At 70.2% G+C, this 20,727-nt stretch carries 14 protein-coding genes; 11 read left to right on the top strand and 3 right to left on the bottom strand.

From position 1 onward, the window contains the following. Positions 1–85 precede the first annotated feature (85 nt). The 9 genes from ACIOMQ_RS10930 (at position 86) to ACIOMQ_RS10970 (ending at position 13,856) form a co-directional block, all read left to right on the top strand. Positions 86–748 (top strand): response regulator transcription factor, encoded by a 663-nt coding sequence (locus tag ACIOMQ_RS10930; protein ID WP_024488613.1) that lies wholly within the window; start codon positions 86–88, stop codon positions 746–748. A gap of 120 nt (positions 749–868) precedes the next feature. After that, entirely contained in the window at positions 869–2,143 is a 1,275-nt protein-coding gene (locus tag ACIOMQ_RS10935; RefSeq protein WP_362212304.1) for a ribonuclease D, read from the top strand. Positions 2,144–2,508: 365 nt separating this feature from the next. Further along, complete coding sequence (locus ACIOMQ_RS10940; protein ID WP_362212307.1) at positions 2,509–3,735, top strand: acetyl-CoA C-acyltransferase; 1,227 nt, start codon at positions 2,509–2,511, stop codon at positions 3,733–3,735. Next, positions 3,732–5,861, top strand: a complete 2,130-nt coding sequence (locus ACIOMQ_RS10945) for a 3-hydroxyacyl-CoA dehydrogenase NAD-binding domain-containing protein (protein WP_401755635.1) — start codon at positions 3,732–3,734, stop codon at positions 5,859–5,861. Before ACIOMQ_RS10940 ends, ACIOMQ_RS10945 begins: the two co-directional genes overlap by 4 nt. Before the next feature lie 314 nt (positions 5,862–6,175). Beyond that, positions 6,176–7,990, top strand: a complete 1,815-nt coding sequence (locus ACIOMQ_RS10950; protein WP_402128087.1) for a stealth family protein — start codon at positions 6,176–6,178, stop codon at positions 7,988–7,990. A gap of 9 nt (positions 7,991–7,999) precedes the next feature. Continuing rightward, positions 8,000–9,127, top strand: a complete 1,128-nt coding sequence (locus ACIOMQ_RS10955; RefSeq protein ID WP_362212315.1) for a DegT/DnrJ/EryC1/StrS family aminotransferase — start codon at positions 8,000–8,002, stop codon at positions 9,125–9,127. Continuing rightward, positions 9,124–10,146, top strand: coding sequence for a Gfo/Idh/MocA family oxidoreductase (locus tag ACIOMQ_RS10960; protein ID WP_402188644.1), 1,023 nt, complete (start codon positions 9,124–9,126; stop codon positions 10,144–10,146). The genes ACIOMQ_RS10955 and ACIOMQ_RS10960 overlap by 4 nt, the downstream gene beginning before the upstream one ends. 171 nt (positions 10,147–10,317) lie before the next feature. Next, complete coding sequence (locus ACIOMQ_RS10965) at positions 10,318–11,877, top strand: stealth family protein (RefSeq protein WP_362212321.1); 1,560 nt, start codon at positions 10,318–10,320, stop codon at positions 11,875–11,877. Continuing rightward, positions 11,874–13,856 carry a glycosyltransferase gene (locus ACIOMQ_RS10970; protein WP_401263634.1) on the top strand — a complete coding sequence of 661 codons (1,983 nt, stop codon included), beginning with the start codon at positions 11,874–11,876 and terminating at the stop codon, positions 13,854–13,856. Before ACIOMQ_RS10965 ends, ACIOMQ_RS10970 begins: the two co-directional genes overlap by 4 nt. 65 nt (positions 13,857–13,921) lie before the next feature. Here ACIOMQ_RS10970 and ACIOMQ_RS10975 read toward each other — a convergent pair whose 3' ends face one another. Next, positions 13,922–14,995 carry a hypothetical protein gene (locus tag ACIOMQ_RS10975; protein WP_401263633.1) on the bottom strand — a complete coding sequence of 358 codons (1,074 nt, stop codon included), beginning with the start codon at positions 14,993–14,995 and terminating at the stop codon, positions 13,922–13,924. 402 nt (positions 14,996–15,397) lie between these two features. Here ACIOMQ_RS10975 and ACIOMQ_RS10980 point away from each other — a divergent pair, with 402 nt between their 5' ends. Together ACIOMQ_RS10980 and ACIOMQ_RS10985 are read left to right on the top strand one after the other, a co-directional pair. Then, a complete protein-coding gene (locus ACIOMQ_RS10980) occupies positions 15,398–16,486 on the top strand; it encodes an LCP family protein (RefSeq protein ID WP_362212330.1) in 1,089 nt (362 codons plus the stop codon). A gap of 39 nt (positions 16,487–16,525) precedes the next feature. Next, positions 16,526–16,933: an NTP pyrophosphohydrolase gene (locus ACIOMQ_RS10985; RefSeq protein WP_362212332.1), complete on the top strand. Its 408-nt coding sequence runs from the start codon at positions 16,526–16,528 to the stop codon at positions 16,931–16,933. 1 nt (position 16,934) lies between these two features. Here ACIOMQ_RS10985 and ACIOMQ_RS10990 read toward each other — a convergent pair whose 3' ends face one another. Beyond that, positions 16,935–18,446, bottom strand: a complete 1,512-nt coding sequence (locus ACIOMQ_RS10990) for an amino acid permease (protein ID WP_362212335.1) — start codon at positions 18,444–18,446, stop codon at positions 16,935–16,937. A gap of 205 nt (positions 18,447–18,651) precedes the next feature. Then, positions 18,652–20,583: a 1-deoxy-D-xylulose-5-phosphate synthase gene (gene dxs, locus ACIOMQ_RS10995; RefSeq protein ID WP_362209957.1), complete on the bottom strand. Its 1,932-nt coding sequence runs from the start codon at positions 20,581–20,583 to the stop codon at positions 18,652–18,654. Positions 20,584–20,727 lie beyond the last annotated feature (144 nt).

Raw genomic sequence — 20,727 nt, forward strand, 5'->3', positions numbered from 1 at the left:
CCGAAGAGGTCAATGACCCTTCAAGCACGGTTCGCCCCGGCTTCATCCCCGAGCCGGCCCGTCCCGCCACTTCCCAGGAGGCCTGGTGTCCGTTCTCCTAGAGCAGCCCGCAAGCCTGGTCGCCTACCGCCCGAACAAGCCGACGGCCATGGTCGTCGTGGCCGACCCGCGCGTCCGTTCCACCGTCACCCGCCATCTGTGGGCACTCGGAGTACGTGACGTCATCGAGGCGTCGTCCATCGCGGAGGCCCGTCCCCGCGTCGGCAATCCACGCGACATCTGCGTAGCCGACGTCCACCTGCCCGACGGTTCCGGGCTGACCCTGTTGTCCGAGACCCGAGCCGCCGGCTGGCCGAACGGTCTCGCCCTTTCCGCCGCCGACGACATCGGCGCCGTACGCAACGCCCTCGCGGGCGGCGTGAAGGGGTACGTCGTCACCGGCACCCGAACCAATATCGGCCACCCCACCCGTCCCGGCGTCGCCCCCATCGGCGCCAACGCCGCCCGTATGCACCGCCGTCCCCCCGGTACCCCGAGCCACCCGGGCGGCTACCGCGAACTGTCCGGCCGCGAGGTCGAGGTCCTCCGGCTGGTCGCCGAAGGCCAGTCCAACAAGGCCATCGGTGTCTCCATGGGCCTGTCCGCCCTGACCGTCAAGAGCCACCTCGCCCGCATCGCCCGCAAGCTCGGCACCGGAGACCGCGCAGGAATGGTCGCCGTCGCCCTGCGAACGGGCATCATTCACTGACGCCCGCACCTCCGGCGCGGCTCCGCGCAGCGATACGGACCGGCTGGTTTGCATGCATCGGCGCCCGTCGACGGAACGTTCCGTCGACGGGCGCCGTACATACACAGATACCCTTGACACGTGACCGACGCCCAAGAGACCGCAGCAGACACTTCACTGCGAACCACCGGGGGCGCCCCCCCGGACGACGTCGCCCCGGCGCCGATCCCCTTGCTCGAACCTCGTGAGGGCATTCCCCCGGTGGTGGCATCCGATGACGCCCTCGCCCGGGTGATCACCGCCTTCGCCGCGGGCTCCGGCCCGGTGGCCGTCGATGCCGAGCGCGCCTCCGGCTACCGCTACGGCCAGCGCGCCTACCTCGTGCAGCTGCGCCGCGAAGGCGCGGGCAGCGCGCTGATCGACCCGGTCGGCTGCCCCGATCTGTCGGGGCTCGGAGAGGCACTGAACGGCAGCGAGTGGATCCTGCACGCCGCCACCCAGGACCTGCCCTGCCTGCGCGAAATAGGGATGACGCCCACCGGGCTCTTCGACACGGAGCTGGCCGGACGGCTGGCCGGCTTCCCGCGGGTCGGACTCGGCGCCATGGTCGAGAGCGTGCTCGGGTACTCGCTGGAGAAGGGCCACTCCGCCGTCGACTGGTCCACCCGTCCGCTGCCCGATCCCTGGCTGCGCTACGCGGCGCTCGATGTGGAGCTGCTGATCGATCTGCGCAACGCCCTGGAGGGCGAGCTCGACCGGCAGGGCAAGCTGGAGTGGGCGCGGGAGGAGTTCGACGCGATCGCCTCGGCGCCGCCCGCTCCCCCGCGCAAGGACCCGTGGCGCCGCACCTCCGGCATGCACAAGGTCCGCCGCCGCCGCCAGATGGCGGTGGTACGGGAGCTGTGGACCGTCCGCGACCAGGTGGCCCGGCGTCGCGACATCTCCCCCGGCAAGGTGCTGGGCGACGCCGCGATCGTCGAGGCCGCGCTCGCGCTCCCGCCGAACACGCACGCGCTGACCGCGCTGCCCGGATTCGGCCACCGTATGGGGCGCCGTCAGCTGGAGCAGTGGCAGGCGGCCGTCGACCGGGCCAAGGCGCTGCCGGATTCGGAGCTGCCGCAGCCCGGCCAGACCCTCGCCGGTCCGCCGCCGCCCCGCGCCTGGGCGGACAAGGACCCGGCGGCGGCGGCCCGGCTCGCGGCCGCCCGCGCCGCGGTGTCGGAGCTCGCCGAGCGGCTGCACATGCCACAGGAGAACCTGATCACTCCGGACACGGTGCGCCGGGTCTGCTGGGAGCCGCCCAAGCAACCGACCCCGGACGCGATCGAGTCCGCGCTCACCGGGTACGGGGCGCGGCGCTGGCAGATCGAACAGGTGGCCCCGCTGCTGTACCGCGCGCTGGCGTCGGCGGCCTGAGGGTTCGCCGCCGGGGGTCGTATTCACGCCAGGTTGCGAGGCTCGGGTCGGACCGTGTCCTCGATCGCCGGACGGGCTGTTCTCTCCGCCCCGTCCGGCGATCGCCGTTTCCGGCGCGAAGCGCGACCGGCCCTCCGCGCCGTCTTGACGGCCCGCCCGGCGGGTACACCCGGCGGGCGGCACTTCGGCCCGTCCGGCGTTTGAGGACGAAACGGTCCTCGCTGCCTCCCCGCCCACATGTGACCTTCGCCGCTCCCGCCGGAAGGGGTGGGCAGTCTGGTTACCCGCAAGTAGCATGAGGGAAGCGGCACACCCGTGGGCGTGCCCCGCAGCAGTGCCATCCCGCACCCTGGAGGAGAGCCACCGTGCCTCGTACCATCCGGGACGTCGTCTTCGTCGACGGCGTCCGCACCCCGTTCGGCAAAGCGGGCCCGAAGGGCATCTACCACGAGACCCGCGCCGACGATCTCGTCGTGAAGGCCATCCGGGAGCTGCTGCGCCGCAACCCGGACCTGGACCCCGCAAAGATCGACGAGGTCGCCATCGCCGCGACCACGCAGATCGGTGACCAGGGGCTGACGCTGGGCCGTACCGCCGGAATCCTGGCCGGGCTGCCGCAGTCCGTCCCCGGCTACTCCATCGACCGCATGTGCGCGGGCGCCCTGACCGCCGTCACCTCGACCGCCGGCTCCATCGCCTTCGGCGCGTACGACGTCGTCGTCGCCGGCGGTGTCGAGCACATGGGCCGCCACCCGATGGGCGAGGGCGTGGACCCGAACCCGCGCTTCGTGTCGGAGAAGCTGGTCGACGAGTCCGCCCTGTTCATGGGCATGACCGCGGAGAACCTGCACGACCGGTACCCGCAGATCACCAAGGTCCGTGCCGACGAGTACGCGGTCCGCTCGCAGGAGAAGGCCGCCAAGGCGTACGCCGACGGCAAGATCCAGCAGGACCTGGTGCCGGTCTCGGTGCGCCGCACCGACCCGGAGGGCGGCGAGACCGGCTGGGGCCTGGTCACCGCCGACGAGCCGATGCGTCCGGGCACGACCCTGGAGTCCCTGGCGGGACTGAAGACCCCGTTCCGCCCCCACGGCCGGGTCACCGCCGGCAACGCCGCGGGGCTCAACGACGGCGCGACCGCCTCGATCATCGCTTCCGAGGACTTCGCCCGCGAGAACGGCCTCCCGGTCAAAATGCGCCTGGTCTCCTACGCCTTCGCGGGCGTCGAGCCCGAGGTGATGGGGTACGGGCCGATCCCGGCGACCGAGAAGGCCCTCGCCAAGGCGGGCCTGTCGATCGAGGACATCGGCCTCTTCGAGATCAACGAGGCGTTCGCCGTCCAGGTCCTGGCCTTCCTGGACCACTACGGCATCGCCGACGACGACACGCGCGTCAACCAGTACGGTGGCGCCATCGCCTACGGCCACCCGCTGGCCTCCTCCGGCGTGCGTCTGATGACGCAGCTGGCCCGCCAGTTCGAGGAGCAGCCGGAGGTCCGCTACGGCCTCACCACCATGTGCGTCGGCTTCGGCATGGGCGCCACGGTCATCTGGGAGAACCCGCACCACAAGGACGCCGGAGGCAGCAAGTGAGCACCACCGCTGAGCTTTTGAAGGGTGCGGCCGAGCTGTTCCCGGACGAGGTCGTGACGTCGGCGCACGTACGCCACCTCGATCTCCCGGCGGGTGCGGGCCGCTTCGCCCTCATCACGCTGGACAACGGCCTGGACCACACCAAGCCGACCACCTTCGGACCGCAGTCGCTGGCGAACCTGAACGCCGCCATCGACCAGGTCGGGAAGGAGGCCGCCGAGGGCGCGATCGTCGGCATCGGCATCACGGGCAAGCCGTTCATCTTCGCGGTCGGCGCCGATCTCAAGGGCGTCGAGCTGCTGAAGAACCACGACGACGCGCTGGCCATCGGCAAGGGCGGCCACGACGTCTTCCGCCGCCTCTCCGGCCTCGCCGTCCCGACGTTCGCGTACTACAACGGCGCGGCGATGGGCGGCGGTGTCGAGGTCGGTCTGCACTGCTCGTACCGCACCGTCTCCAAGGCGCTGCCCGCGTTCTCGCTGCCCGAGGTCTTCCTCGGTCTGGTCCCCGGCTGGGGCGGCTGCGCGCTCCTGCCGAACCTGATCGGTGCCGACCGCGCGGTCTCCGTCATCATCGAGAACTCGCTGAACCAGAACCGCCAGCTCAAGGGCAAGCAGGTCTTCGAGCTCGGGATCGCGGACGCGCTCTTCGAGGGCGCGGACTTCCTGGAGCAGTCGCTGGTGTGGACCGCTTCGGTGCTGAACGGCACGGTCGCGGTGGAGCGCCCCGAGGTCGACCGCGGCGACGCCTGGGACCAGGCCGTCGCCCGGGGCAGGGCCGTCGCCGACTCCAAGGTGCACGGTGCGGCCCCGGCCGCGTACCGCGCGCTGGACATCATCGCCGCGGCGAAGAGCGGCGACCTGAGCGCCGGCTTCGACGCCGAGGACCAGGCCCTCGCGGACCTGATCATGGGTGGCGAGCTGCGCTCCGGGATCTACTCCTTCAACCTGGTCCAGAAGCGTGCCAAGCGCCCGGCCGGTGCTCCGGACAAGGCCCTGGCCCGCCCGGTCACCAAGGTCGGCGTCGTCGGTGCCGGTCTGATGGCCTCTCAGCTGGCGCTGCTGTTCCTCCGCCGCCTGGAGGTGCCGGTCGTGCTGACCGACATCGACCAGGAGCGCGTCGACAAGGGTGTGGGCTATGTCCACGCCGAGATCGAGAAACTGCTCGGCAAGGGCCGCATCAACCAGGACAAGGCCAACCGCCTCAAGGCGCTGGTCTCCGGTGTGCTGGACAAGGCGGAGGGCTTCTCCGACGCCGACTTCATCATCGAGGCCGTCTTCGAGGAGATCGGCGTCAAGCAGCAGGTCTTCGCGGAGGTCGAGGCGGTCGCCCCGGCGCACGCGATCCTCGCCACCAACACCTCGTCCCTCTCGGTCACCGAGATGGCGTCGAAGCTGAAGAACCCCGAGCGGGTCGTCGGCTTCCACTTCTTCAACCCGGTCGCGATCCTGCCGCTGCTGGAGATCGTGCGCGGCGAGCGGACCGACGACGCCTCGCTGGCCACGGCCTTCGGCGTCGCCCGCAAGCTGAAGAAGACCGCGGTGCTGGTGAAGGACGCCCCGGCGTTCGTCGTCAACCGCATCCTCACCCGCTTCATGGGCGAGATCCAGAACATCATCGACGAGGGCACGCCGGTCGAGACCGCGGAGAAGGCCATCGAGCCGCTCGGTCTGCCGATGTCCCCGCTGGTGCTCCTGGAGCTGGTCGGCCCGGCGATCGGCCTGCACGTCTCCGAGACCCTGAACCGCGCCTTCCCGGACCGCTTCACGGTCTCCGAGAACCTGGCCGCCGTGGTCAAGGCCGGCAAGCGCGGCTTCTACGTCTACGACTCCGGCAAGCCGGAGCTGGACCCGGAGGTCGCCGCGCTCCTCAAGCAGGGCGATGCCGTCCTGTCCGAGGAGCAGGTCCGCGACCGCGTCCTGGACGCGGTCGCGCAGGAGATCGGTCTGATGCTGGACGAGGGCGTCGTCGCCGAGGCCCAGGACATCGACCTGTGCCTGATCACCGGCGCGGGCTGGCCCTTCCACCTGGGCGGCATCACGCCGTACCTGGACCGCGAGGGCGTCTCGGAGCGGGTGAACGGCAAGAAGTTCCTGGAACCGGGCGTGGCGAGCGTTCCGGCGTAGTACGACCGGTCAACTGACACGGCTTCACGAAAAGCACACAAGCGGAATCCCGGCGGGCCGTACGAACCTCTCGTACGGCCCGCTTTGGCGTACCAAAAGTCCGAAACGTGGCCGGATCGGAACCTTTTACTTGCGGACTCAACCTTAGATTCTTGTTAATCTTCACCTCTACGACACGTTTGTTTCACTCGGCAGCACTGAACGGTGGACGTCCACCCCCACACTCCGCCGGATCGAGCAGACGGGCGTGCCGTTGTCACCGGTAGTGGTCGCTCGGCCAGAGGCAGAGCGGGGGAGCATGAGGTAGTCGAGCGATGGGTAATCCCGAGGCCTCTTCACTGGTGCGCTTCTACCGACGCCTCCTGCCCCATGCGCTGAGACGGTGGCTCGTGAGGATCTTCCCGGCGGACAGCCGGCTGTTTCTGCAGCGGTGCCTCGCGGGCCTGGGCAGCGCCTCGCGCGGCCTGCGCAAACACCTGGCCCTGCGGTTCAGCAAGCGGCTCCGCCGGGACGCACGCCGGACCGGCGTGCGACTGGTCTGGTCCGGGCGCAAGGTACGGGCCGCCGAGATCACCGAGGGCCTGACGGCCTCCGTCGCGCGGGCCACCAACCTCCTGCGCGTCTGCGAGGTCCTGGAGCGCCACGGCATCCCGCACTTCTGCGTGCGCGGCAATTCCGTCACGATGACCGCCGTCGCGGTCCCCGCGAGCGAACGGCCCCGGGCCGAACGAGCGCTGCGGGTGAGCCCGCTCGCCGAGGGCGCACTGCTCGCGGGCGGCGCGACGGGGGGCCGCCCGCTGCACGCGGATCAGCGGGGCTCCTGGTCGCAGCTCGATGAAGAAACGATTCTGCGCATCTGGTGGCTGCTCACCGACCCCTCGGGGCACTGGACGCTGGGGCCCAACCACGCCTGCGTCATCGAGTTCTGGGCCGAGGACAACGGCCTGCTGATCGCCCCCGTCCCCAACCTCACCGCCACGGCCGTGGTCGCCGCCGAGAGTGCCGTGCGGGTACCGGTCAGCCACTTCACCGGACCGATCAGCGGCGCTGTGGACACCCCACCGCAGGTGGACACCCGGTCGGAGTTCACGCTCTCCCTCCCGGACGAAGTCACCTTCCCGGTGGACGCCGTCTACACCTGGGTGGACGGAGCCGACCCGGAGTGGATCCGCCGCAGGGCCACCGCCCTGGGCCGTACCGACTACCACGAGCAGGCCGTCAGCGCCGCCCGCTTCACCAGCCGCGACGAACTGCGCTACTCCTTGCGTTCGCTGCACCAGTTCGCCCCCTGGCTGCGCACCATCTACCTGGTCACGGACGGCCAGGTGCCGGCCTGGCTGAACAGCGACCACCCCGGCGTGAAGGTCGTCCACCACCGCGACATCTTCACCGACGCCACCGCGCTGCCGACCTTCAACTCGCATGCCATCGAGAGCCAGCTGCACCACATTCCCGGCCTCTCCGACCACTTCCTGTACTTCAACGACGACGTCTTCCTCGGCCGCAGCGTCACACCGGGCGAGTTCTTCCACGCCAATGGGCTCTCGAAGTACTTCCCCTCCAAGGCGCTGGTCCCGATGACCCCGCCCTCCCCGCAGGACCCGCCGTCGGAGATCGCCGCGAAGAACAACCGCGTCGTCATCGCCGGGACCTTCGACCGGGTACTGACAAGGAAGATGAAGCATGTGCCGCACTCGCTGCGCCGCGACATCCTCCAGGAGATCGAAGAGCGGTACGCGGCCGAGCACCGGCTGACCCAGCACTCGCGGTTCCGCAGTTCCGGCGACCTGTCGATCACTTCCTCGCTGCACCACTACTACGGGCAGCAGACGAGCCGTTCCGTGACCGGAAAGATCCGCTACACCTATCTGGACCTGGCCGCGCCGAACACCGGACGGCATCTGAACCGCCTGCTCGCCCAGCGCGATTACCACACCTTCTGCATCAACGACACGGTGGACGACCCCGACACGGCGGAGGCCCGCACGTCGATGCTGAAGACCTTCCTGGAGGGCTACTTCCCCGTACCCAGCCCCTACGAGCGACCCGGACCGGGCTCGCCACGGCCTCCCGCGAACCGGTTGGACACCGGCAGCTCTGAGCAACACCCAGCACCCCGACCTTTGTGAAGTGGAACGATGACCAATGACCAGCGCGTGATCCGCGCAGCAGCTCCGGTGATCGGAGAGGACGAGATCGAGGCAGCCGTGCGCGTACTGCGCAGCGGCATGGTCGCCCAGGGCCCCGAGGTCGCCGCCTTCGAGGAGGAGTTCTCGAAGTTCGTCGACGGCCGGCACTGCGTCGCGGTCAACTCCGGTACCAGTGCGCTGCACCTGTCGCTGATGGCGCTCGGCATCGGTCCCGGCGACGAAGTGATCGTCCCGTCCTTCACCTTCGCGGCAACCGCCAACGCCGTCCGCCTGGTCGGCGCCACCCCGGTCTTCGCGGACATCGAGCGCGACAGCTTCTGCCTCTCCCCCGAGGCGGCCGAGGCCGCGATCACCCCGCGCACGGCGGCGATCATGCCCGTGCACCTCTACGGACATCCGGCCGCGATGGGCCGGTTCACCGCGCTGGCCGAGCGGCACGGTCTCGCGATCGTCGAGGACGCGGCGCAGGCGCACAGCGCCTCGCTGGACGGCACGCCGGTGGGCGCCTTCGGCGCGGCCGCCTGCTTCAGCTTCTACCCGACCAAGAACATGCACAGTCTCGAAGGCGGCATGGTCACCACGGGCGACGCCGCGGTCGCCCGGACCCTCCGTCTGCTGCGCAACCAGGGCATGGAGCAGCGGTACGCCAACGAGATCGTCGGTTTCAACGTCCGGATGACCGATGTCGCCGCCGCGATCGGCCGCGTGCAGCTGCGCAGTCTCGACGCCTGGACGCGGCAGCGCCGGGCCAACGCGGCCGCACTCGACGCCGGCCTGCGCGCAGTGGTCACCCCGCCGGTCGCGGAAGGGGCGGAGCACGTCTATCACCAGTACACGATCCGGGTCGGCGCCGGGGGCGGCGAGCACCGCGACGCGGTATCGCGCGAACTGCAGGAGCGGGGCATCGGCAACGCCGTCTACTACCCCACTCCGGTGCACCGTCTGGCGCCCTTCGCGACCGGCGAGAAGGTGCTCGGATACGCCGTCGGCGAGCTGCCCGAGACCGAGCGGGCCGCTTCGGAGGCGCTCTCCATACCCGTCCATCCGATGCTTGCGCCGGAGGAGCTCGACCACCTGATCGCCACCGTCAACGAGGTCGTGGGAGGCCGGGCATGAGCACGCAGAAGCCGCTGCGGGCGGGACTGATCGGCCTCGGCTCGATGGGCCGCAACCACGCCCGCGTCATGCACGGTCTGGAGGGCGTCGAACTCGTCGCCGTGGCGGACCCGGTGGCCGACCCGAGCAGCGCCCCCTCGGGCGTACCCGTGGTGCGCTCGGTGGCCGAGCTGGCGGCCGAAGGGATCGACTACGCGGTCGTCGCCTGCCCCACGGCCCTGCACGAAGAGGTCGCCCTCGATCTGGCCGAACGGGGTGTCCATGTGCTCATCGAGAAGCCGATCGCCCCCTCGGTGCGATCGGCCGAGACGATCAGCCGGGCCTTCGAGGAGCGCGGCCTGGTGGCCGGCGTCGGTCACATCGAGCGCTTCAACCCGGCCCTGCGCGAGCTGCGCACCCGGCTGGATCTGGGCGAACTCGGTGACATCTACCAGGTGGTGACGCGTCGTCAGGGGCCCTTCCCGGCCCGGATCGCGGACGTCGGCGTGGTGTACGACCTGGCCACGCACGACATCGACCTGACCGCCTGGCTGACCAACAGCCGTTACGAGTCGGTGAGTTCGGTAACCGTGTCACGCAGCGGCCGGGCCCATGAGGACATGGTGGCGTTCGTCGGACACCTCTCGGGCGGAGCCGTCACCAGTCACCTCGTCAACTGGCTGTCCCCGCTCAAGGAGCGGGTCACCATCGTGACGGGTGAGCACGGCTGCTTCGTGGCCGACACCCTCACCGCGGACCTGTGGTTCCACGCGAACGGCTCGCAGCCCACCGAGTGGGAGGGACTGCGGCAGTTCCGGGGCGTCTCCGAGGGCGACGTGACGCGGTACGCGATCGTCAAGCGCGAACCCCTGCTGGTCGAGCACGAGACCTTCCGGGACGCCGTGCTCGGCAAGGAGGCCGACATCGTGACGCTGGAGCAGGCCACCGGGACGGTCGCGGTGGCCGAAGCCGTACTCTCGGCGGCCGCGAGCAGGTCCGCCGTCGATCTGACGCCCGGCCGGCCGCTGGCCTCCGTCTGACGCGCCCGGCGCCCGGGGTCCTGTCCAGCAGGCCCCGGGCCCGACGCAGTCGTTCCGGCGTCTTGAGGACGCACTGATGTACTGGAGAATTCGGTGATCCACCCGATCAACGCCGCGGCCGCCCGTCCGCAGCACCCGTTGCCGCCGGGGTTGCACGAGGTTCCTGTCGGCATGCACCGCCGTCTGGCGCATGTGCAGCCCGGCCTCACGCCGCTCGCGGTCCGCGCCCAGCACCTGTCGCTGGTGTCCGCGGCGCTGACCCAGGCCGGCGTCGAGCACTTCGTGGTACCCGGAACCGAGGACACCTCGTCCGCGATCGGCGTCCGGGACACCGACCGGGGGCGGGTCGCCCAAACGCTGCGGTCGCTCTTCAGGAGGAGCCCCGGTTACATCCAGCGCAAGGTGCCCGTCCAGCGCACCAGCGAGTTGCTGCACCTCGGATCCCGCGAGGCGTCCTGGCAGGGGCTGGAGACCGTCGACGTGCTGCGTGCCGTCTGGTTCCAGGCCGATCCGTCGGGTGAGCTGGTGTACGGCACCGAGTACGGCTGCGACATCGAGTTCTGGCGGGAGGAGGAGGGGCGGCTGCTGCCGCCACGGATCAACCGGGGCGCAAGCTTCCTGCCCGCGCACGGCGAGATGACGCTCGTCTCGCCGCACCGCTTCTCCCGCCTCGCCCCACCGCAGGCGGACGCCCCGCACAAGCAGCGCCGCTGGGGCCGGAAGCCGGAACGGAGCGGGCTGCCGACCCGGCAGGAGTTCGTCTGCACCGGCGCCGACGAGATCACCTTCCCCATCGATGTCGTCTACACCTGGGTGGACAGCGACGACCCGGCCTGGCAGCGCCGCCGCGCCGAGGCCTCGGGCGACGTCTTCCACGAGGAATCGGCGAGCGCCGGGCGCTACATCAACCGCGACGAGCTGCTCTACTCGATGCGCTCGCTCCACATGTACGCGCCCTGGGTGCGGCACATCTTCCTGGTCACCGACGACCAGGTCCCCCAGTGGCTCGATGAGACGGCCGAAGGCATCACCGTGGTCTCGCACCGGGAGATCTTCCGCGAGACCAGCCGGCTTCCGGTCTTCAACTCCCATGCCATCAGCGCCCAGTTGCACCGGGTGCCGGGGCTTTCGGAGCACTTCATCCACTTCAACGACGATGTGTTCGTCGGCCGGCCGATCACCCCGCACGAGTTCTTCCTGCCCAACGGGGCGTCCAAGTACTACCCGGACAGCGTCCGCATCCCCATGGGACCGGTTCAGCCGGAGGACCTGCCGCACGAGGTGGCCCGCAAGAACGTCCGGGCGCTGCTGGAGGACCGGTTCGGCCGCACCATCATCGATGCGATGAAGCACACCCCCGTGCCGCTGCGGCGCAGTGTGCTGGAGGAGATGGAGCGGGAGTTCGCGGAGGTGTTCCGGGCAACCGCGGCCGCGCGATTCCGCAGCCGGACCGATATCGACGTCGGCACCTGCATGTATCCGTACTACTCCTACTTCACGGGGCGCGGGGTGCCCGACACCATTCCGTACGCCTATCTCCATCTCTCGATGGTCCAGCTCTCCAAGAAACTGGACCGGTTGCTCAAGCGGCGTGACGCGGCGGTCTTCTGTGTGAACGATTCCTTCACCACCGAGGACGATGTGGCCGATCAGGAAGCGCTGATCCACCCCTTCTTCGAGGCATACTTTCCGCTTCCGAGCCCGTACGAGAAAACCGCGGCGCCGCGATGAAGATCGAATTCCTGGTTCAGAACGCCTACGCCGCGGACGGCTCGACCCGCGCCGTGCTCAACCTCGCGGCCGCGCTCGCCGATACGCACGAGGTCCGGGTGGTCTCGGTGTTCCGCTGGCTCGACCGTCCCGCCATCGCGCCCGCCCACGGGGTACGGATCGTCCCCCTGCTCGATCTGCGCGAGGGCCGTCGTCCGGACAAGCAGGATGTGCGCAGGCTCACTCCGTCCCGGATCATTCCGCGTACGCAGGAGATGTCCTGGCGCTACAGCCAGTTGACGGACGACAAGGTCGAGGAGCACCTGCGGGCGAGCCAGGCGCAGGTGATCGTCGGCACCAGCCTCGAACTGGCCGCCTATGTCGCGCGCTGGGGCCGGCCGCGGGCGCTGCGCCTGGGCCAGTTGCACAAGCTGAGCACCGTGCTCTCCGCCCAGGAGCAGAGCCGCGCATGGGCCGGGCTGGGCAGGCTCGACGCGGTGGTGGTGCCGAGCGCCGACGAGGCGGCGGCGATCACCCGGGCGGGGCTGGCGGGCGACATCACGGTCCACGTCCATCCCGACTGTGTGCCCGATCCCCGGGTGCGTCCCGCCGACGGACGGTCGCGGGTGGTGGTGGCAGCCGGGCGATTGGTTCCGGAGAAACGTTTCGACCTGCTCATCCAGGCGTTCGCACGGGTCGTGGGGCACCATCCGGACTGGCAGTTGCGGATCTTCGGGACCGGCCCGGAGTACGGTCAGCTCCGGGCCCTGGTGGCCGAACTGGAGCTGTACAACCATGTGTTCCTGATGATGGAGGAGCCTCGGCTGGAGGCTCAGTGGGCCTCGGCCGCCATCGCCGCCGTCACGTCGGACCGGGAGTCCTTCGGTCTGGCGCTGGCCGAGGCCATGCGGTGCGGGGTGCCCGTCGTCTCCACCGCCTGTCCGGGCGGGCCGCCGGAGATCGTCCGCCACGAGATCAACGGCCTGCTCACACCGGTGGACGACGTCGACGCGTTCGCCGCCGCGCTGCTGCGCCTCGTCGAGGACGACCGGGCACGCGCCGCGCTGGGCCACCAGGCACGGGAGGATGCCCGTGCCTACGGTCCGGAGGTCTCGGCGGGACGGTTCGAGAGTGTCATCAGAGCGGCCCGCAGGACCCGCCGGGAGGCCCGGCCCGCCGCCGAGGTCACCGTCTCCTGCTCGGTGGCGCCGAGCGGGCTGATCGGCCTGCGCCTGGAGGGTGTGCGCGACGGCCGCGAGGACCTGCGACTGGTACTGCGCAAGCGGAAGGCGGCGCGCGGCGAACGGCCCGTCACGCTGCCGCTGGCGCCGGCCGAGGGGCCCGCTCCCCATCAGTACGAGGCCCTCGTCCCGTCGGACCCGGGTGTCCTCACGGAGGGCCGCTGGGACGTCCATCTGGACACCGGGGAGGGCAAGCCGGCCAAGGTGCGGCCCGGAACGCTGGATCTGCGCGGCTTCGGCCCGGTGGCCACCGGCCCCGCGTACACCGTGGTGCAGCTTCCCTACGCCTCCGAGAGCGGCCATCTCGCGCTGCGTACCTGGACCCGGGAGCGTCACGCCGAGGCGACCGAGGTCTGGGTCGACCAAGGGGTCGTACATCTGCGGGGTCTGCTCTACGGCTCCGACTTCGGCACTGCGGAGCCCCTGCTGCTGATGCGCAGGCGCGGTGTCGAGGAGTCGGGTTTCTGGCTGCCCGGTGTCTCCTCGGGCGGCGCGGACTTCTCCTTCTCGCTGCCCGCATCCGATCTGTCCGAGCATCTGGTGTCCCGGCACGAACTGTGGGACCTGTGGGTCGGCCGGCGCCACGACCCGGTCGTGGCGCGGCTGGGCCGCTTCCTGACGGATGTGGTGGACGTGAAGAGTGTGTTCGCCTATCCCGCCGTGGTCGTGCCCACCGACGAGGGTCAGCCGGTCATGGTGAAGCCGTACTACACGGCCGGTACGGAGCTGTCCGTCCGGGTCTCCGAGAAGGCCGAGTGACGGCGGCAGGTGGACATGACCGGAACAGCGGGCCGGGGGCGCCGACACGGATCACCGGCAGCGGCTCACAGCCGCTGCCAGCCCTCCAGCGCCATTCCCTGCTGGTCGGTGCGCTGCCTGGTGACGTTCAGCCGGCCGTCCCGGCCGATGATCGCGACGACCAGCCGCCCGTTCCGGTCCAGGGCGAGCGCCGGCGTCCCCTCGCAGGGTTCGCGGGTGTCCGCCCACCAGGCTCCGGCGGACTCCAGCTCGGTCGGGTATGCGGTGAGGGCAAGGGTGCCCGCCTCCTCCCGCTGGGCCAGCACGGTGCAGTCGTAGCCGTCGACGAGGCACCGGGCGAGGGCGAGGGGGCCGCCGCCCGAGTGCCCGCCCAGCGGGGCGGGCGGGACATCCGGGGCGCCCGCTGCCGGCAGGCGGTGGGCGACCACCTCGCCGGACGCCTCGTCACGCCAGAAGTGGGTGATCCTGTCCTCGTAGGTCTCGGTGCCGCAGGCCGTGTCGGGCCGGGCGATGAAGACCAGGTTCGGGGCGCGGTCCAACGGGCCCCCCGGGGCTTCCTGACGCCAGACGTACACCCCCTTGTCGGCGGGCATGAGGAGTTCGATGCGACCGGAACGCGTGACGACGGCGGACAGCCCGTCCCGCACCCGCTTGCACGGCATGGCCGTCCACTTGCCCCACACGCCTTTGGGGTCACGCCTGCGGGTGGACACGCCCCCGGCGGCATTGCGGACGAAGACATGGACTGCGTCGCTGCCGTCGGCAACGGCGACGGGCGCGCCGATGGCCGCCGCCTGCTCGGCGTCGTTGCCGTGCGGATTGCCGATCGTGTGCCAGCCGGTCATCGGACGGCCGGTCTGGTACTGGGAGGCGTACACGATCTCGACGGGCGCCTGGGGGCCGTCGCCCTTGCGTCGCAGGGAGAACAGGTCGACGAAGCCTGTCGAGCCGTGCGCCACGGAGAGGTACGGGAGCAGCCGGTCGTCGGGAAGCAGGCATTCGGCCGCCGTCCAGCCGTCGCGGCCCCCGGGTGCCTCCGTCCAGCGGACGACACCTCCGGTCCGGGCCGGGGCGTACGCGGTGAGACGGCCGTCCGGCGCGGGTATCAACCAGTCGGCCCTCGGCGGCGCCGCCGCCACTGGCGCCTCCGGTGCCACCGCGGCCTGCTGGGCCGGGTCGGCAGGGCCCCTCCCGGAACGAACTGCGGCACGCCTACGCCCCGTACGCAAACTCATCGTTCCCCGACCGTTCTCCGCTGAATGCTTTCTCCGGTGCCGAACGGCGTTGGTCGGAGTCCCCATGTGCCTCTGTCGAGCGTCCAGTTTCGCCATAGCAGCAACAACAGATGTCACAATACTACTCGACAGGGGGCGATTTCTGGGTGATTCCTGTCGCACAATGCGACTTTGAGGCACGAATCATGCCCGGGCAGAAGCGCGGTACCCCACGGAGCGACTTCGGCACGTATGGCCCGCCCGTTACCCATTCCTTTCCTCCCGCACGCATTCAGGCGTGTCCTGACGGAAGAACCAGACAAATCCATGACAGATCAGACCACTGGCACCGGATCACGCATATCCCATGACCGTCAGTCAAGACGGGTTCCCCGCAAGCGCCGCCGCGGCCTCAAGATCACCCTTGGTGTCCTGCTCGTCCTGCTGCTCGCCGCCGGTGGCACCGTCTACTGGCTCTACAGCAGCCTCGACGGGAACATCAAGGGCGTCGACATCGACAAGGCGCTCGGCGACGACCGTCCCGAGAAACTGCCGACGAGCGGTCAGAACCTGCTGGTTCTGGGCTCCGACTCGCGGGCGGGCGCGGAGAACAAGAAGCTCGGCGGTGGCGGCGACATCAGCGGTGCCCGGTCCGACACCGCGATGGTGGTGCACATCCCCGAGGGCCGCACCAAGGCCGTCGCCGTGTCCATACCCCGTGACACCCTGGTGACCCGGCCCGAGTGCACCAAGGCCGACGGCTCCGCGGTGGGGTCGGCGGACCGCGTGATGTTCAACTCGGTCTACTCTCAGGTCGGGCCGGCCTGCGTGGTCAAGACCGTGGAGAAGATGTCCGGGGTCCGGATCGACCACTACCTGGAGATCAACTTCGCCGGGTTCAAGGACCTGGTCGACGCGATCGGCGGCGTCACCGTCGACGTCCCGCAGGACATCCACGACACATCGTCCGGCCTCGACCTCACCAAGGGGCCGCACAAGCTCGACGGCACGCAGTCGCTCGCGTACGTGCGCACCCGGCACGGCATCGGGGACGGCAGCGACCTCGGCCGGATCGGGCTGCAGCAGCAGTTCCTGCTGGCGCTGCTGAGCGAGGTCAAGTCGCAGAACCTGCTGGGCAGCCCGACGAACACGTACCGGATAGCCAACTCGGCGACCAAGTCGCTGACGACCGACGACGGTCTCGCCTCGCTGACGTCGCTCTCGAAGTTCGCCCGCTCCATGCAGGGCGTCGATCCGGCCACGATGGAGACGATCATGCTTCCGGTGGCGTACGACAAGGCCGATCCGAACCGGGTGGTGGCGGCGCAGCCGCAGGCCGGGACGTTGTGGAAGGCCATCCGCGAGGACGCCTCGATCCCGGAGTCCGCGAAGAAGTCCCCTGCCGCCGGTGGCTGACGGACTCCGGCCGCGGCCGGCGCATGGCACCCTTCGAGGATGCGGAGCGAACCGGCCCTGGTGATCGTCGACGCGGCCAATGTGGTCGGGTCGGTACCGGACGGATGGTGGCGGGACCGGCGTGGGGCGGTGGTACGGCTGCGGGACTCGCTGGTCCCGTTCGCCGTGGCCGGTCTGGAGGCCCTGCCCGGTCCCGTCGAGCTGATCCTGGTCGTCGAAGGTGCGGCCCGGGGGGTCGAATCGGTTCCCGGAGTGCGGGTGGAGCCGGCGCCCGGAAGCGGTGACGATCGGATCGTGGAACTGGTCGCCGACGCCCTGTCCCGTACGCCGGGCCGCACCTGTGCCGTGGTCACCGCGGACCGGGAGCTGCGGCGGCGGGTGGCGGCGTACGGGGCGCGGTGCGCGGGCCCTCGTGCGGTACGGCCGCTGCCGCCGCGCAGCGGCTGAGCTACGGCCGGCCGACGGGCCTGCCGATCCTGCTGTGGCTGCGCCCGTACACGAAGTAGACGATCACGCCGATGATCATCCAGCCGGCGAACCGCAGCCAGGTCTCGGCCGGCAGGTTGAGCATCAGCCACACCGAGGCGGCCACCGAGAGGATCGGGAGCAGCGGCACCCACGGGGTGCGGAACGCGCGGTGCAGATCGGGGCGGGTGCGGCGCAGTACCAGGACGCCCAGGGCGACGACGACGAACGCGAAGAGCGTGCCGATGTTCACCAGCGTCGCCAGTTCGTTGATGCTCGTGAAACCCGCGACGATCGCGATGACCACGCCGAGCAGGATGGTCGGGCGGTACGGGGTGCGGAAGCGGGGGTGCGTCACGGAGAAGAACCGAGGGAGCAGTCCGTCGCGGCTCATCGCGAAGAACACCCGGGTCTGCCCGAGCAGCAGGATCAGGCAGACCGTGGTGAGGCCGATCGCGGCGCCGAAGCTGATGAATCCGGCGTAGACGGGATGGCCGACGGCCTTGAAGGCATCGGCCAGCGGGGCCTCGACGGACAGGTCGGAGTAGTGCTCCATGCCCGTGACCACCAGAGAAACGGCGACGTAGAGCAGGGTGCAGATGAAGAGCGAGGCGAGGATGCCACGTGGCATGTCACGTTGCGGAACCTTCGTCTCCTCGGCGGCGGTGGCCACCACGTCGAAGCCGATGAAGGCGAAGAAGACGACGGAGGCGGCGGTGAAGATGCCCATGACGCCGAAGTTCGTGGGCGCGTAGCCGAACATCAGCTGGACCAGGGGCGCGGTCAGCCCGGATCCGGCAGGCTGCGGCTGCGCCTCGGGGATGAACGGCGAGTAGTTGGCGGCCTTGACGAAGAACAGTCCCGCGACGATCACGATCAGGACCACGGCGATCTTGATGGCGACGACGATCGTCGTGACCCGGGCCGAGAGCTTCATGCCGAGCACCAGGACGACGGTCAGGACGAGCACCAGGACGAAGGCGAGGATGTCGAAGCCGAATCCTTTCGCCACATCGGTTCCGGAGAGCACGCCGGGCATGGTCCAGCCGAAGTTGTCCAGCAGCGAGCGGACATAGCCGGACCAGCCGACCGCCACCACCGCCGTGCCGAGCGCGAACTCCAGCACCAGGTCCCAGCCGATGATCCAGGCGACGAGTTCGCCGAGCGAGGCGTACGCGAAGGTGTACGCGGAACCGGCGACGGGGACGGTGGAGGCGAACTCGGCGTAGCAGAGCGCGGCCAGGCCGCAGACGATGGCCGCGGCCACGAAGGCCAGGGCGGTGGCGGGGCCGGCGGTCTCCTTGGCCACCTTGCCGGTGAGCACGAAGATGCCGGTGCCGATGATGACGCCCACTCCGAAGACCGTGAGGTCCAGCGCGGAGAGGGACTTCTTGAGCGCGTGCTCCGGCTCCTCGGTGTCGCGGATGGACTGTTCGACCGTCTTGGTCCGGAACAGTCCGTCACTGCTGGATGGTGTGTCCTGCTGGGCAGTCACCGGCGTACCTCCACGCACTCGTCGTGTACGCCATGATTGGGACCACATATGCCGCAAAGAGCCACGAACCGGGCGATTTCACGCGAATGGGCCGGTCGGGCCACCCTGTAGGGGTGGCCCGACCGGCCCATCGGCCGTAGCGCGGTTCGCTCGTACGGACCCGTGGCCCCGCGGTCCCGAGACCGCCCGGACCCGGGCCCGCCGGTCAGTCCCGGACGGGCTCGACGACCACGGAGCTGTCGTCCGCGCCCGTCTCGTAGCGGCCGTCCAGCTTGGCCACCAGGCCGGTGACCTGGCGGGCGATGTCCGGGGCGGTCAGCCCGATCTCGGCCAGGACCTCCTTGCGGGAGGCGTGGTCCAGGAAGCGGGGCGGAATGCCGAAGTCACGCAGCGGTACGTCGACCCCGGCGTCGCGCAGCGCCTGGGCGATGGCGGAACCGACGCCGCCGGCCCTGCTGTTGTCCTCGACGGTGACGACGACCCGGTGCCGCTCGGCGAGCGGGGCCATGGCCTCGTCGACCGGCTTGACCCAGCGCGGGTCGACGACGGTCGTCGAGATGCCCTGGGCGTCCAGCAGATCGGCGATCTCCAGGCACATCGGGGCGAGCGCGCCGACGGAGACCAGGAGGACGTCCGGCCGGGCGGCGTCCGGCTCGCGCAGGACGTCCATGCCACCGACCCTGCCGACGGCCTTGACCGCCGGACCGACCGCGCCCTTGGAGAAGCGGACCACGGTCGGCGCGTCGTCGACCTCGACGGCCTCCCGCAGCTGGGCACGGACCTGGTCGGCGTCGCGCGGGGCGGCGATCCGGAGCGTGGGCACGCACTGCAGGATCGACATGTCCCACATGCCGTTGTGCGAGGCGCCGTCGGTGCCGGTGACACCGGCCCGGTCGAGGACGAAGGTCACCCCGCACCTGTGCAGCGCGACATCCATCAGGACCTGGTCGAAGGCGCGGTTGAGGAAGGTGGCGTACACCGCGAAGACGGGGTGCAGTCCGCCGGTGGCGAGGCCTGCCGCGGAGACCGCGCCGTGCTGCTCGGCGATGCCGACGTCGTAGATCCGGTCGGGGAACGCCTTCTCGAACTTGGTCAGGCCGACCGGCTGGAGCATGGCCGCGGTGATCGCGACGATGTCCTTGCGCTCCTTGCCGAGCTTGACCATCTCCTCGCCGAAGACGGAGGTCCAGTCGAGGCCCGAGGTGGCGACCGGCAGGCCGGTGTCGGGGTGGATCTTGCCGACGGCGTGGAAGCGGTCGGCCTCGTCGAGCAGGGCGGGGGTGTAGCCGCGGCCCTTCTCGGTGAGGCAGTGCACGATGACCGGGCCGCCGAAGCGCTTGGCGCGCTGGAGCGCGGACTCCAGGGCCTCGATGTCATGGCCGTCGATCGGGCCGACGTACTTCAGGCCGAGGTCCTCGAACATGCCCTGCGGGGCGATGAAGTCCTTCAGCCCCTTCTTGGCGCCGTGCAGCGTCTCGTACAGCGGCCGCCCGACGACGGGGGTGCGCTCCAGGAGGTCCTTGCCGCGGGCCAGGAAGCGCTCGTAGCCGTCCGTGGTGCGCAGTGTCGCGAGGTGGTTGGCCAGGCCGCCGATGGTCGGCGCGTAGGAGCGCTCGTTGTCGTTGACGACGATGACGAGCGGGCGGTCCTTGGCGGCGGCGATGTTGTTCAGCGCCTCCCAGGCCATGCCGCCGGTGAGCGCGCCGTCACCGATGACCGCGACGACGTGGTCGTCCTTGCCCAGCACCTCGTTGGCCTTGGCGAGGCCGTCGGCCCAGCCGAGCACGGTGGAGGCGTGCGAGTTCTCGATGATGTCGTGCTCGGACTCCGCGCGGGAGGGGTAGCCGGAGAGGCCGCCCTTGCTCTTGAGCTTCGAGAAGTCCTGGCGACCGGTGAGGAGCTTGTGCACATAGCTCTGGTGACCGGTGTCGAACAGCACCTTGTCCTTCGGCGAATCGAAGACGCGGTGCAGGGCGATGGTCAGCTCGACCACGCCCAGGTTGGGACCGAGATGGCCACCGGTCTTCGAAACGGCGTCGACGAGGAAGGTCCGGATCTCTTCGGCGAGCTGGTCCAGCTGCTCGGGAGTGAGCCGGTCCAGGTCACGCGGTCCACCGATGCGGGTCAGCAGAGCCACCCGTTCCTCCTTGCGTTTGAGCTGGTCGAGCATGCCGATCCGATGAGTCTAATGTTCCGCACGTCGCGGCAGGCATCGGGCGGGGGGTGTGCTGTCACACGCCCTCCCCGCACCCGGCAGTGCCCGCCGCCCGATTCGGGCGGC

The organism is Streptomyces sp. NPDC087845 (genome assembly GCF_044742755.1).
Lineage (GTDB): Bacteria > Actinomycetota > Actinomycetes > Streptomycetales > Streptomycetaceae > Streptomyces.